We start from the raw sequence: 13,320 nt of genomic DNA on the forward strand, positions 1-13,320 counted from the left end.
ATGAAACGCTTACTACTTGCAGCGGTACTATTTCTTTTAAGTGAAATTTCATTTGCAAAAGAGAAGCTGAATTATACAGTTACCTCTGATTCTCAGATACAAAATGTTAAAGGTAATTTTGAAGCTATTGGTAATGTAGTTATCAAAAGTAGTAAGAATAATTTTGAAGCATCCTCAAATAAGCTTACTTACGACAAAGATGCGAGAACTTTAAAACTAGTTGGAAATGTATTTGTTAAAAATTTAGAGTCTGATCAAGGTTTATCTATCCAGGAATCATATGGCGATGAATTGACTATATTTACTGACACGGGACTTTTTAAATTTAATTCTGAAAATAAAAATAGAGTAAAAACAAAACTTAAATTTTAAATGAAACGATTATCTCTTATCTCCAATAGTTAGTAATTGAAAGTCGATCTACAATAAGGGACAATAAGCTTCTTTTTTTTTTATGAAGTTAAAAAATATTTTAAAAACTACTGGAGCGCTTCATATCCTATTGGGATTGTTAATTATTTCCCTACTCATCTTTTCTGTAGAAACTATTGCAGGCAAAGCTTCAAGTGAAACATTGCTTCTTGTTAGAGGAACTGCAGATGTTGTAGCAGCTAGTAATTTGGGAATTGGTTTTTTATTGATTATTTGTAGTTCCATAAAAGATAAAGCCTCTTTAAGAAGAGTTTTATCAGGTGAATTAGCTTTGATGTTTTGTTTTTTAGCGGTAGCTCTATTCAATACTTTTAACGCTGGGACAATTGTTGATGGAGGACCTCCTCCTCCTTTTTGGATTGTTTTAATAGTGAACCCTCTTTTATGTATTTATGGATTAATTAAAAGGAAAAAATGAAACGGTTTATTTTATTTATCCCTTTTATGGCTTTAATGTGGGGTTGTGCCAATACATCAAATAAATTAGTTACTCCTGAGATTTCTGACACCCAAAGGCAAAGAGAAGTATGTCTAGATTGGTATGGCTACAGAATTGATACCAAGAAGGCAATTAATGATTTAAATCTTAAAGTTGAAACCGAATCAGAATTAATGACTTATTGTGATTTCTTCAAGAATGTGGCTGATACAAAATAGTAAAGATTAGATATTACTTAACCAAACCTTATATAAAATTTATAATTTTCTTTAAAACAAAAATTGTAAAAATTTGCATATTGTAGTTAGTAATACAAACTTAATGAAAAAGTTATTTTCTTTTGTAATGGGAGCAGCTGTTATAGGAACAGCACTTGCACCTTCAGCAAATGCATGGTGGTGGGGTAAAAAAGGTTCTGAAAAAGCTTCAATTACTGTTTATACAGCTCTAGAAGATGACCAAATACCAAATTATCTAAAATCCTTTGAGAGAGATTACCCGAATATAGAAGTTAATATTGTTAGAGACTCAACAGGTATAGTTACTGCGAAATTATTGGCTGAGGCTGAAAACCCACAGGCAGATGTGGTTTGGGGTTTGGCTGCTTCAAGTTTATTAGTAGCTAATGATAGAGGTTTGATTCAAGGTTATGCTCCAAAAGGCCTATCGAATGTTAAACCAAGCTTTAGGGATCCTGCAAAAAAACCTTCATGGGTTGGAATAGATTCTTGGATTTCTGCTTTTTGTGTTAATAAAATTGAGGCTCAAAAATACGGTCTATCAATACCTAAATCTTGGGCAGATTTAACAAAACCAGAATACAAAGGTCACATAGTTATGTCTAACCCTGCATCCTCTGGAACAGGTTATTTGTCAGTAGCTTCAAGATTACAAAATTTACCTTCTGAACAAGATGGTTGGAATTACCTTGATTCTCTTCATACAAATATTGCTCAGTATATGCATTCTGGATCTAAGCCTTGTAAAGCTGCAGGTAAAGGAGAGTATCCAATAGGGGTTTCATTTGGTTATAGAGCTGTAAAACAGGTAAATATGGGACAACCAATAGAGGCTGTTTTTCCTAAGGAAGGTTCTGGATGGGATGTAGAAGCTAATGCCCTCATCAAAAAAGACAAAATAAAACCTGCTGCTAAGACTTTTCTTGATTGGGCAATTTCTCCTGAAGTCTCAAGAGAATATGCTAAAAGTTTTGCAATAACCGCTGTTGAAACTGATGTTCCGCTTCCTAAAGGTTTCCCTTCTAATCCAGAGAAACAGCTCGCAAAAAATGACTTACAATGGTCTGCTGTAAATAGGGAGAGAATACTAGCAGAGTGGGCAAAACGTTATGATGGCAAATCTGCTCCTAAGTAAAAATTAAAAGCATATAAAAAAATTCCATGAATTAGTATTTCATGGAATTTATCATCTAGATGAATAATTATTTTAAATTTAATGATTAAAAAAGAAGGGAGGTTTAAATATTTAGAAATCAAAAATATCAGTAAAAATTTTGGGGAAACATTCGTTTTGAAAAATATTCACTTGGATGTTTTTAAGGGAGAATTTTTATGTTTATTAGGACCAAGTGGTTGTGGAAAAACAACTCTGCTAAGAATAATTTCTGGCTTAGAGAGACAAACAAATGGTGATATTATTCAAGATGGACTTTTAATTTCTAATTCCCCCACTGAAAAAAGAGACTTTGGAATTGTTTTTCAGTCATATGCATTATTTCCAAACCTTAATGCAAAACAAAATATTGCTTATGGTCTTGAAAATAAAAAAATAAATAAAAAAGAAATTGAAAAAAGAACTAATAATTTACTTCGTATGGTTGGATTAGAAAAATATTCTGACCAATTTCCATCTCAATTATCTGGAGGACAACAACAAAGAGTTGCTTTGGCGAGAGCCATGGCATTATCTCCTGGTTTACTTTTATTAGATGAACCTCTTTCAGCTCTAGATGCTCAAGTTAGATTAAAATTAAGAAATGAAATTAAACTAATACAAAAGAAACTTAATTTAACTACTATCATGGTTACCCATGATCAAACTGAAGCTTTATCAATGGCAGATAGAGTTGTAGTAATGGAAAGAGGTCATATTGCTCAAATTGGAACACCTTTTGAATTATATGAAAATCCAATTACACCATTTGTTGCTGATTTCATTGGGAAGATGAATTTCTTAAAAGGGAAATATGATAAGAAAAATTGTGTTTTTTGTTATCTTAATAATAGATTTTTAATTTCACAGAATACAGAATATTCATTTTTAGAAAACTGCTTGCTTGGTATTAGACCTGAAGATATTGAAATTATTAAGTTCAGAAAAAATATAGAAAAGGAAGAAAATATTCTTAGGGTAAAAATAAAAGAAATTACTTATTTAGGAACAATTTTTAGATTAACAGTAGTTTTAGACTCTAAGCTAGAAGAAAATATTTTTGTAGATGTTATTTCCAATCAAGTGATGTCTAATAATTTAAAAATTGGAGATTTTATAGATGTTAAATTAAAAAAAGAAAAAATTAAATTATTTGAAAATAAATTATAAGTCAATGAATTTCAAAAAAAATTTTAATAAAAGTTTTAACATCTTATTATTAAGAATTTTAATTATTTTTGTATTTATATTAGTTAGCTTTTTTATCATAATTCCTTTAATTCCATTATTCTTAAAAAGCTTTAGTGATAACAAAAATAATTTTGTAGGATTAGAAAATTTTATAAACTATATTCAAAATCCATCCTTAACGCAATCCTTTATAAATAGCTTAAAGGTGGCACTTACTACCACTTTTTTTTCTGTATTTATTGGATTTATTTATGCTTATGCTCTTACGAGAACAAGATTACCATTTAAAAAATTTTTCAATACTTTTAGCTTATTTTCTTTATATATTCCACCCTTGGCTGTTGCCATAGGTTTAATATATATTTTTGGAAAACAAGGTTTAATTACTCAAGGATTTTTTGGGACTATTCCTGGATTTGATATAAATCTATATGGTTTTAATGGAATAATTATAGGTGAAATTTTTTACTGCTTTCCTCAGGCTCTAATTATTCTTGTGTCAGCATTAAATCTTAGTGATCAAAGATTATATGAAGCAGCAGAATCTCTGAAAGCATCTCCACTTAGAAAATTCTTAACTATTACTTTACCCAATATCAAATATGGACTGATGAATTCATTTTTTATATGTTTTATTTTATCTTTTACGGATTTTGGAGTTCCTAAAGTTGTTGGGGGAAACTTTAATGTACTTGCTACAGATATTTATAAACAAGTTGTTGGTCAACAAAACTTTGCCATGGGAGCAACTATTAGTATCTATCTTTTGGTACCCTCAATTTTGGCTTTTCTAATTGATAAAAATTTCCAAAAGAATCAAGCATCTCTAATTTCGGGAAAATCTATACCATTTAAACCCAGAAAGAATCTGATAGTTGATTCAATAATGTTTATTTTTTGCAGTTTAATTTTGATTTTAGTAATTGGGGTCTTTTCATCTATAGTATTAGCCTCGCTAATAAAAATATGGCCATACGATATTTCTCTATCATTACAAAACTTTAGATTTTCTAATGTAGCTGGAAATGGTTATGAACCTTATTTTAATACTGTTTTCATGTCAATTTATACTGCAATATTTGGGACTATATTTGTATTTTTTACAGCTTATTTAGTAGAAAAATTTAAACCATTAAAAAAAATAAGAATGCTAATATACTTTTTTTCAACATTACCAATTGCAATTCCTGGCTTAGTACTTGGCTTATCATATATTCTTTTTTTTAATAAACCTTCTTTCTCTATACCCTTTTTAGATTTTCAAATATTTAATCCTTTCTCATTACTTTATGGAACAATGGGAATCCTTGTATTAGCTAATATCATCCATTTTTTCACAGTGTGTTTTATATCAGCAACAACAACTTTAAAACAAATTGATAAGGAATTTGAAGAGGTATCAGAGTCTTTAAAAGTTCCTTTTTATAAAACCTTTTTAAGAATTACGATACCATTATCACTCCCTACAATCTTGGAGATAGGAAGTTATTATTTTGTTAATTCAATGATAACTGTATCAGCTATTATTTTTCTCTACCCAGCAAAAATACCAGTTTCATCTGTTTCAATTGTAAACATGGATGATGCAGGAGATACAGCATCAGCGGCTGCAATGTCTACTCTTATCGTTTTAACAAGTCTATTCGTAAGGTTAATTTATGAATTTACTTCTAGGAATGTTTCGAAAAAATCTTCTGTTTGGATTAATCCATTAGAAACTTAAACACTGCTTAAACTTAAATGAATAAACTCAAAATTATAAAAAAAAATATGAAAATAAAACTTGTTATTTTTGATATGGCTGGCACTACTGTGAAGGATAAAAATGAAGTCACTGGATGTTTTTTAGAGGCCGCCTCAAGAACAGGTTTAAATACTAATAAAAATGAAGTTGATCGATTACATGGCATTCCAAAAAAGAAGGTCTTTCAATTATTATGGGAAGAGAGAATCGGTAAAGGTAGTAATAAATTTGAAACTTATGTGAATAAATCTTTTGAAACTTTTAAGGATATCTTAGAAAGTCACTATTTATCTACTGATATTGAACCAACAGATGGCTGTCTTGAGTTATTTAGATCCTTAAAAACAAAAAATATTTTTATTGGATTAAACACAGGTTTTTATAGAAAAGTAACAAACATAATACTTAAAAATCTTGGATGGGATTTAGGGCTTAACGATAATTATGTGGGAGGCTCATCTTCAATTATTAATGTATCAGTAACCCCCTCAGAAATTTATAATAACGAAGGCAGACCTTCTCCATATATGATTCAAAAGGCAATGTATGTTTTAGGAATTGATGATCCTAAATCAGTAGTTGTTATAGGTGATACCCCATCTGATTTGAAATCAGGAGTAAGTGCAGGCTGTTTAAAATCTTTTGCAGTCACAAATGGTACTCATTCAAAAGAACAACTTGAGGCTTATAAAAATGATGGACTTTTTTCTTCCTTAAATGAATTTTCATCTTACTTAAATCAATTTATTGATGTCTAAAAATTGTAAAACTGATATAGCTATTATTGGAGCAGGTATTGTAGGACTTGCTCATGCATTATCAGCTGCAAAAAGAGGTTTTAGTGTAAAAGTTTTTGAGAGAGAAGAAAAAGCTATTGGAGCTTCAATAAGAAACTTTGGAATGATATGGCCAATTGGTCAACCTTTTGGAAAGCTATATAGTAGAGCTATTAATTCTAGAAAAATATGGATTGAGACAGCCCAAAGCAGCGACTTTTTTTTAGACCAAGTTGGTTCAATTATTTTGGCATATAGAGAAGATGAATATCAGGTTATGAAAGAATATTGTGATTTGTCTAAGTTTAAAAATTCAAGTGCAGAATTACTTTCAATAAAGCAAATCTTTAATCTTAGTCCTTATGTTTTAAGTAAAGGATTAATTGGAGGATTGTGGAGTCCTACTGAAATGATTGTTGACCCTAGAGAGGCAATTAAAAAGATTACAATTTTATTGAAGAATAAATATGGAGTTGAATTTAATTTTGGTACAACAGTTTCAAGTGTTGAGCCAAATTTAGTAGTTACAAGTGATGGTAATAAGATTAATACAAAAAAAACTATAGTTTGTTCAGGAGCTGATTTTGAAACATTATTTCCTCAAGAATATAAGAAATTTCATACAACCAAAAGCAAGCTTCAAATGTTAAGAACAATTAGTCAACCTAAAAACTTTAAGTTAGGACCTGCACTTTGTTCAGGTTTTACATTAACTCATTATGATTCTTTTGCTGAATGTTCATCAATTAATTCTTTAAAAGATAGATATAAAAAAGAGTTCCCTTTTGCAATTGAAAACGGAATACATATTATGATTTCTCAAAATGGATTAGGTGAAATTATTTTGGGAGATTCTCATGAGTATGGATTAACTTTTGATCCTTTTAATAATGAAGAAATAAATAAATTTATTGTCGATCAAGTTAAGAGTTTTATAAGTCTTCCTTCAATTGAGATCGCCTCAAGATGGAACGGAATATATCCTAAGTTAATAGGAGGAACTGAGTTAATAAAAGAAGTTGATAATTCAATCCTAATAGTCAATTGTTTGGGTGGTGCTGGAATGACCCAATCATTTGGACTCGCAGAAGAGATAGCTGAAGAATATTTAAATATTTAGCTTAAAACAATACTTTCAATTTTTGTAATAAAAAATTCCAATTCTAGGTTCTTAAAATTAGTATCTTTTGCCTTTTCATCTAATTCTCTAACCAATAAAATTTCATTAAAAAACTGATTTTCTTCAAAACTTTTTATTTCTTCCTTATTCATTTCACCTCCCTGAAACTTTAATGATGCTATTGAAGCTGATGAAAGTTTTTTAAAATAAGAAGAATCTTTTGTGCATAAATATCTTTTGGCATCAACATGCATTCTTATGCAATTAAAAATTTTATCTGAGAAAAAGTCCTTAATAAATTCTGCACCTATTTTTTCATGCTCATTATATTTAGAATAGATATTTTGATCAAGAAGTAAATGACCTACATCGTGCAAAAGGGATGCGATAATAATTTCATCTGATAAACCGTTATTTACCGCATGAGTAGCGGATTGAAGCATATGATCTGAGACTGTTATTTCCTCACCTGCATATTGTTCTTTACCTTTCTTAGAAAATAAATAATTAATCATTCTAAAGAATTCTTTTTTATCCTTTAAATTTATATTTTTCATCAAATTAAGATGTGCCATTTCCTTAAAATATATCTTATTAAAATAAAGGTTAATAATTTATATAATATAAAATAATGAAATCAGATTCTGAATCCAGAAAAAATCATATTTTTTTTAAGAGAGAAACTTTTGAAACTACCAAAAATGTAAATTTAAAAATCGAACATTTAAAGCTAAATAATTCCTCCATAGGGAGATATGGTTCTATTGACCATAATGGATCAACAATGGTGATAGCTAAGAATGATCAAGAAAAGATAATTGTTTTAAATCAATATAGATTTCCAGTAGAAGAATATATTTTAGAATTCCCATCAGGTACTATTAAAAACGATGAAAAGCCAATATCGACGATACGAAGAGAACTCATTGAAGAGACCGGCTATTCTTCAAAAAGTTTCAAATATTTTGGAGAAATCTATGAGTCGCCATCTTATTCTAATGAAAGAATACATTTGTTTTTAGCTAACAATATTTTTAAAGAAGCTAATTTATTAGATAAGGATGATGATGAGGAAATCGAAGTTTTGTTTTTTAGTAAAGAGAAAATAAGAGATTTAATTTTCTCTGGAGTAATAAAAGATTCAGCAACGATAGCCTTTTTTTTTAAAGTTTATGATTTAATCTAAAGACTAATTTATTTTAAAAAAATAATTCTTTAAAAATATTTTTTATATCATTTACAGAATTCAGTATGAAATCTGCTCCTGCAATCTTTAGTTTGGATTCATATATTTCTCTCGCTTTTACACTTTTTTTTAAATGCAAATGTGGTGGAGATACAGCAAGACTTATAAATTTCTGCTCTGGAATTTTTTTTCTTGAATTAATAATTGTTTTAATATCTGCTACCGTATCTCCAATATAGGCAATGGGAGGAGCTGATCTTCCAAGCTCTTGATTAAGTAATTTTTTAGATAAACAAATGAAACCTTTAGGATCAGGTTTATCTGGAGCTTCTCCCATCGCGACTAGCGGAGGATTCAGAAGTTTTAATTTATTCTTTAATATATATTCAGCAGATGCCCTTTCTGCTCCACTTACAAAACCCCACAAAATACTATTTTTAGTTAGTTCGCTAAAAATATTTTTCTCAATAAGAATTTTTTCGTTTTTTATAAATCCTGTCCAAATTTCGGATTCTAGGGGTGATTTCAAACCAAAATATAAATTTTCAAAATGGCAGACTAATTCTTTCCTGGTTGGAGGTGTAATAGTTAATCTATTGCTTACTATGTGTCTTTTTATTAGTTCTAAACTTAAATCCCAGTCATTGTTCCAAATCCCTTCATTTTTTATTTCATCAATTTCGAAAATACTTGGTTCCCAAAAACAATAATGCTTTACTGTTTTTATAATTGCCATTCTATAGCTATTCGAAACATCTCTAATAACTCCATCTATATCGAATAGAATTAGACCCTTAATTGACATTTTAAAAATATATAAGTTTTTTAAATTTACTTAAAAATACATCATCTATTTTGATAATTAAACCATTTTTAAATTTAATTTTAAAAAATACAATAACAAAATTATAAACGTTTAATTAAATCATAACTATCTGCAAAAACTTAAAAAACTAAATTTCATTTTCAATAAGGTGCAAAAAACTTTTTTAAAATTCTCAATTTATTAGGAGAAAAATATCTATATCATCCTTTGGCAAAAAGTATCAACAAGCTCCAATGGAACATCTAACAAAGAAGCTGTCAATTCCTCTCTACTTTCTGCCTGCTCATCAGTTCCAGAAGAATAAAAAGTATAATATCTCGCGCAAATCTCTTTATATCTTAGTAACTTTACATTTTCATTTAAAATATTTCTATTTTCTTTAAGAGTACTTGAAATAGAATATGAATTGATAGCTACAATAGCCATAAAAATATTTAATGAATATTTTCTTAAAAAGTTTATTGTTTTTGTTTTATAAATATTTAATTTGTTCATATGAAATCAGCTAAATATAAGGCGTCAATATTTAGCCGATAAATTTAAAGTAAGTAACGAAAATTAAGAGGTAATTAATTTAAAAATAAATTTGTTTAAAGAAAGTCAAGACGCTTAAAAATAATCGAGCTTTCAGACTTCCCACATAGATATAGCTAAAAAGAACCCATTAAGCGTTTCATTTAATAATTTATTTTTACAACTTTAGGTAAATTTAATTATTGACAAGCAAACTTTTTTTCAGATACATTAACTTTAGTTTAAGATTAAGTAAATTAAAGGTTATGGCAAAAGCAAAAGCAACTAAAAACAAAGCTATTCCACCTCTAAAAACTCCAACTATTTTGGCAGATGGGGTTCTTCAGTTCAGCACAATAGTTACTTCTATAGCACTTGTTTTTTTAACCATTGGATTTTATTTAGCTTCTAATCAAACTAATAATTTAAACAAAAACTTAGAAAGAATTACTTCACAAAATTCAGAATTTATTAGTTCTGGAAAGTATTGCGACTAAGATCTTTAAAAAAATTAAAGAAGATATAAACGAGTCCTTTTAAAAATTCAGTTCATCCCCATTATCTAACCTCGCAAGGGTATTTTCTTGCCCAAAAATAGGGAGGTTTCGTTATCTTAAAAAATTTTTAAACTTTCCTTATCTTATGATCTTAAATAAAAGGCTATAAATACATTGCGGACTAAGGTCCATAAACTCCACGAAGGATTAGTCCGCTTCTGAAAGGGAAAATTTTTGAAAGGGTAACTACATAAAGGATATTGATATTTTGACTCATAACTGTGACAGGATTGTGTTAAAATATCTAAAATCCAAGATAAATAGCATTATTTCTTTACAGAAAGTAATATTAATGTTATATTTATTTACATAGAATTCTATTTTTTCTTATGAACTCAAAAAAAGTTAAAGTTCTCGAAACAAAAACAGTTGAGAAGGAAAAAGTTGTGGCAGAAAAGCTCAACGGCAGATTTGCCATGATTGGCTTCATAGCTGCTATTGGTGCTTATTTAACAACAGGTCAAATTATTCCTGGATTCGTCTAAATGGACTTTATTTCTAAACGCCAAGGATATGTTCCTTTTAAGGTAGTTCCTTACATTTTCTTTATTTCTGTAATTTTAAGTATCACTACATCAACAGAAGTGTTCGTTTAGATTTTCAACAAACATCGTCATGAGTGTTTGCCAATAGGGATACTGGCAAGCACTTTTTAATGCCGATTTTTAAATCCTTTTCCAATAACTGCTTATATTCCTTTCTTGCATCTCCATAGACTGATGAACATATTTTTTTAAATTTAATTTCCTACAACAAGTGATTAAGTTGCGGCATCTTTTTTCGCCCATATTTTATGTTTTCGGTCTAATAATTAATTACCATCTGCCAATAAGAAAGCGGTTTAACTAGTAAGCGCTTTAAATTTTATTGTTAATGATAAACTTTTCTTAAATTATTTTTAAATTTAATAAGGCACTAATAGAAGTAATTAAATAATCTTAATGCATATTGATGATGCAGTGTTTTTAGAGGATTTATGTCCTAAACTCAAATTAAGATATTGGCGAAAATCTATCCATACATTTACAGGAAAAAGGTGTATATATTGCGGCAAACCCTCAGAATCTATTGATCATTTATTACCACAAAGTAAGGGAGGCTTAAGCACCACAGAAAATTGTGTTCCAGCTTGTCTTACTTGTAATGGAAACAAATCAGATGAAAATGTTTTTTATTGGTATAGAAAACAAAAATTTTATGATCCAAGAAGAGCAATAGCAATTAGAGCCTGGTTAGAGGGGGATTTAAGATTAGCTATAAGATTATTACAATGGGCTAATCCAGAGATTAAGGAAAATAAAGCAAATTTTGAACAAGAGGAATCAAATCAAAAAGCTGCTTAAGTATCAAATATAAGAAAGCTTTAAATCTGCAAGCTAATTAGAAAAAAGGAAAAATATTTATTTGTTTATGTTGTGAGGCACCTATAAATATATTTAAACTTGAAATATCCTTGAATTTTTCATTACAAAAATTACTAAATTCTTTTTCATCTGAATTGTCAATTAAATCAACTGGATTGATATTTGAATCAAACCACAGGTCATATGCTATGTAATTTGGTTCTGCAAAATATGTCATACCAAATTTATTTCAAAAAGAGAAAGCTTCTATCTTTCGTGTGAGGCGAATATAGAAGCTAATTCAAGTTTAAAAGATTTAATGAACTCTTCTTTAAGAATTAAATAAGATACGAATAAGAAAAATAAAATTTAAGTTTATAATCCTCTCGAAAATATTTTTATTTCCCTCTCTCGCAATCAGTTGATTCTTTTTAACCATAAATTAATTCTTTCTTATTTTCTCCTTAGTAAAAATAATAAATACACTAATTAAAATTTTAATGAAATATAAATTTGGGGGAATTTATGAGTGGAGATTATGAAACATTAGAAATCAATCAACCTAAGATTTCTTATTTTAAAAAAAGATCAGAAAATATTTTATGGCTACAGGAAAAGATTAAAGAGATTGAAAAGATCAGAAGTCAACACTTTATGGATAGCTTAAATGAGTGATGAGGGTGAAGATAATAGGACTTTATTTCGGATAGGAGTTGCATTAAACGTGCTTATGTTACTGCTAATAATCCTCGTTGTAATCTGATGGACTACCAGTTAAATAATAGAATATATTAAGCTTCCACCAATCCGGGCGGTAATATCGGCGGAACGATGCCAATATCAACCACGCTTATATTTATAGCAATATTAGATCGTATTTATTTAGTTCATATTGATACAAAGTTATTATTGTGTTTATTTATGTGATTTGATATTTCTGATACATCTTTTTAACTAAATAAATAAGAGGGCTTTTCGCCCTCTTCAAGTCATGCACCTCAGTGTCCACAAAGTCGATGAAGTGCTTTTGACTCCTGAATTATTTATACTCCTATCGAATATAGAAATATAGTGCTGAGAACCCCAAAGCATAAATGCTTGAGCAAAAACTACCATATGAATGGAATGCAAATTGGATGACAATCCTTTCACATAGTTAATCCCTATTCATATCTTTTTTTTCTTCTTTTTTTTCTTGTCTTTCTGTTTCTTCTTCACTTTTTCTTTTACATCTTCTGCTTTTTTTTCAATCTCTTCTAGCTTATTTGAGATTTCCTTTATAGCTTGTGCTTTCTCTTCTTTAACTTCGGTTTCTTTTACCTCTTCCGTTTCTGCTTTCACAGCCATCAATGGCTTCGCTTCAGTTTTTGATTCCACTACTTTTGACTTTGGTTTTATTAATTTATTTGTTTCAGCAAATTCTAAAGCTCTCTTATTAAAAGAGATCATTATAAAATAAAAAACTGATATGACTATTGGGATATGAGCTAATCCACCTGCAATAACTTTTGCTTGTGAGTAAACCATTTATAAGTTGAATAAGAATCTCGAATATTTAAGCATAAATTTTATGAATCTCTATGAGTAATCTCACCTTTTAATAAGCCAACAAAAAAAGAGATTGTACTCCCGCCTTTAGGAAACAATCTCTTCACTTAGTACTTAGTTATGTCTGGGAATAAATTAACAACGCACCTAAATCATTGATCCTTGTTGTTAATCTTGTTGGCTGCTTAAACCAATCTAATGAACTTCTCTGGTGGACTATCGATCATTTCTAATCCCTCCGTTTGATTAATTG

18 protein-coding genes are annotated in these 13,320 nt (G+C 28.9%); 13 read left to right on the plus strand and 5 right to left on the minus strand.

The window, feature by feature from the left end; genetic code table 11:
* The 8 genes from lptC to ACTF45_RS08930 form a co-directional block, all read left to right on the plus strand.
* A partial coding sequence (gene lptC, locus ACTF45_RS08895; RefSeq protein WP_438949826.1) for an LPS export ABC transporter periplasmic protein LptC occupies positions 1–372 on the plus strand: 372 nt, incomplete at its 5' end.
* Between the two features lie 82 nt (positions 373–454).
* A complete protein-coding gene (locus tag ACTF45_RS08900) occupies positions 455–850 on the plus strand; it encodes a hypothetical protein (protein WP_288348042.1) in 396 nt (131 codons plus the stop codon).
* Positions 847–1,089 carry a hypothetical protein gene (locus ACTF45_RS08905; RefSeq protein WP_288348041.1) on the plus strand — a complete coding sequence of 81 codons (243 nt, stop codon included), beginning with the start codon at positions 847–849 and terminating at the stop codon, positions 1,087–1,089. Before ACTF45_RS08900 ends, ACTF45_RS08905 begins: the two co-directional genes overlap by 4 nt.
* A gap of 103 nt (positions 1,090–1,192) precedes the next feature.
* Positions 1,193–2,245, plus strand: a complete 1,053-nt coding sequence (locus tag ACTF45_RS08910) for a putative 2-aminoethylphosphonate ABC transporter substrate-binding protein (RefSeq protein ID WP_288348040.1) — start codon at positions 1,193–1,195, stop codon at positions 2,243–2,245.
* 81 nt (positions 2,246–2,326) lie between these two features.
* Positions 2,327–3,433: a putative 2-aminoethylphosphonate ABC transporter ATP-binding protein gene (locus tag ACTF45_RS08915; RefSeq protein WP_288348039.1), complete on the plus strand. Its 1,107-nt coding sequence runs from the start codon at positions 2,327–2,329 to the stop codon at positions 3,431–3,433.
* Positions 3,434–3,437: 4 nt separating this feature from the next.
* Positions 3,438–5,177, plus strand: coding sequence for a putative 2-aminoethylphosphonate ABC transporter permease subunit (locus tag ACTF45_RS08920; protein ID WP_288348038.1), 1,740 nt, complete (start codon positions 3,438–3,440; stop codon positions 5,175–5,177).
* A gap of 47 nt (positions 5,178–5,224) precedes the next feature.
* On the plus strand, positions 5,225–5,956 hold the full coding sequence (locus tag ACTF45_RS08925) for an HAD family hydrolase (RefSeq protein ID WP_288348037.1): 732 nt from the start codon (positions 5,225–5,227) through the stop codon (positions 5,954–5,956).
* Positions 5,949–7,094 (plus strand): TIGR03364 family FAD-dependent oxidoreductase, encoded by a 1,146-nt coding sequence (locus ACTF45_RS08930; RefSeq protein WP_288348036.1) that lies wholly within the window; start codon positions 5,949–5,951, stop codon positions 7,092–7,094. The genes ACTF45_RS08925 and ACTF45_RS08930 overlap by 8 nt, the downstream gene beginning before the upstream one ends.
* Here the strand turns inward: ACTF45_RS08930 and ACTF45_RS08935 are convergent.
* On the minus strand, positions 7,091–7,669 hold the full coding sequence (locus ACTF45_RS08935; protein ID WP_288348035.1) for an HD domain-containing protein: 579 nt from the start codon (positions 7,667–7,669) through the stop codon (positions 7,091–7,093). The two genes, ACTF45_RS08930 and ACTF45_RS08935, sit on opposite strands and share 4 nt — an antisense overlap.
* 56 nt (positions 7,670–7,725) lie before the next feature.
* Between ACTF45_RS08935 and ACTF45_RS08940 the strand changes: the two genes are divergently transcribed.
* Positions 7,726–8,280: an NUDIX hydrolase gene (locus ACTF45_RS08940; protein WP_288348034.1), complete on the plus strand. Its 555-nt coding sequence runs from the start codon at positions 7,726–7,728 to the stop codon at positions 8,278–8,280.
* Between the two features lie 13 nt (positions 8,281–8,293).
* Here ACTF45_RS08940 and ACTF45_RS08945 read toward each other — a convergent pair whose 3' ends face one another.
* Together ACTF45_RS08945 and ACTF45_RS08950 are read right to left on the minus strand one after the other, a co-directional pair.
* Positions 8,294–9,085 (minus strand): TIGR01548 family HAD-type hydrolase, encoded by a 792-nt coding sequence (locus ACTF45_RS08945; RefSeq protein WP_288348033.1) that lies wholly within the window; start codon positions 9,083–9,085, stop codon positions 8,294–8,296.
* Positions 9,086–9,301: 216 nt separating this feature from the next.
* Positions 9,302–9,601 (minus strand): hypothetical protein, encoded by a 300-nt coding sequence (locus ACTF45_RS08950; RefSeq protein WP_025880521.1) that lies wholly within the window; start codon positions 9,599–9,601, stop codon positions 9,302–9,304.
* A 284-nt stretch (positions 9,602–9,885) separates the two neighbouring features.
* Here ACTF45_RS08950 and ACTF45_RS08955 point away from each other — a divergent pair, with 284 nt between their 5' ends.
* From ACTF45_RS08955 to ACTF45_RS08965, 3 genes are all read left to right on the plus strand, one after another.
* Positions 9,886–10,116, plus strand: coding sequence for a hypothetical protein (locus ACTF45_RS08955; RefSeq protein WP_438949827.1), 231 nt, complete (start codon positions 9,886–9,888; stop codon positions 10,114–10,116).
* Positions 10,117–10,505: 389 nt separating this feature from the next.
* Positions 10,506–10,661, plus strand: coding sequence for a high light inducible protein (locus tag ACTF45_RS08960; protein WP_011133033.1), 156 nt, complete (start codon positions 10,506–10,508; stop codon positions 10,659–10,661).
* A gap of 456 nt (positions 10,662–11,117) precedes the next feature.
* Positions 11,118–11,519 carry an HNH endonuclease gene (locus ACTF45_RS08965; RefSeq protein ID WP_288348030.1) on the plus strand — a complete coding sequence of 134 codons (402 nt, stop codon included), beginning with the start codon at positions 11,118–11,120 and terminating at the stop codon, positions 11,517–11,519.
* 37 nt (positions 11,520–11,556) lie between these two features.
* Here the strand turns inward: ACTF45_RS08965 and ACTF45_RS08970 are convergent, their stop codons facing one another.
* The gene (locus tag ACTF45_RS08970) at positions 11,557–11,757 is read right to left on the minus strand and encodes a hypothetical protein (RefSeq protein ID WP_288348029.1); all 201 of its coding nucleotides are present in this window, start codon (positions 11,755–11,757) and stop codon (positions 11,557–11,559) included.
* A 287-nt stretch (positions 11,758–12,044) separates the two neighbouring features.
* Between ACTF45_RS08970 and ACTF45_RS08975 the strand changes: the two genes are divergently transcribed.
* On the plus strand, positions 12,045–12,194 hold the full coding sequence (locus ACTF45_RS08975; RefSeq protein ID WP_288348028.1) for a hypothetical protein: 150 nt from the start codon (positions 12,045–12,047) through the stop codon (positions 12,192–12,194).
* A gap of 492 nt (positions 12,195–12,686) precedes the next feature.
* Here ACTF45_RS08975 and ACTF45_RS08980 read toward each other — a convergent pair whose 3' ends face one another.
* A complete protein-coding gene (locus ACTF45_RS08980) occupies positions 12,687–13,046 on the minus strand; it encodes a hypothetical protein (RefSeq protein ID WP_438949828.1) in 360 nt (119 codons plus the stop codon).
* Positions 13,047–13,320 lie beyond the last annotated feature (274 nt).

It is taken from the genome of Prochlorococcus sp. (genome assembly GCF_965655815.1).
In the GTDB taxonomy this organism is placed as follows: domain Bacteria; phylum Cyanobacteriota; class Cyanobacteriia; order PCC-6307; family Cyanobiaceae; genus Prochlorococcus_A; species Prochlorococcus_A pastoris.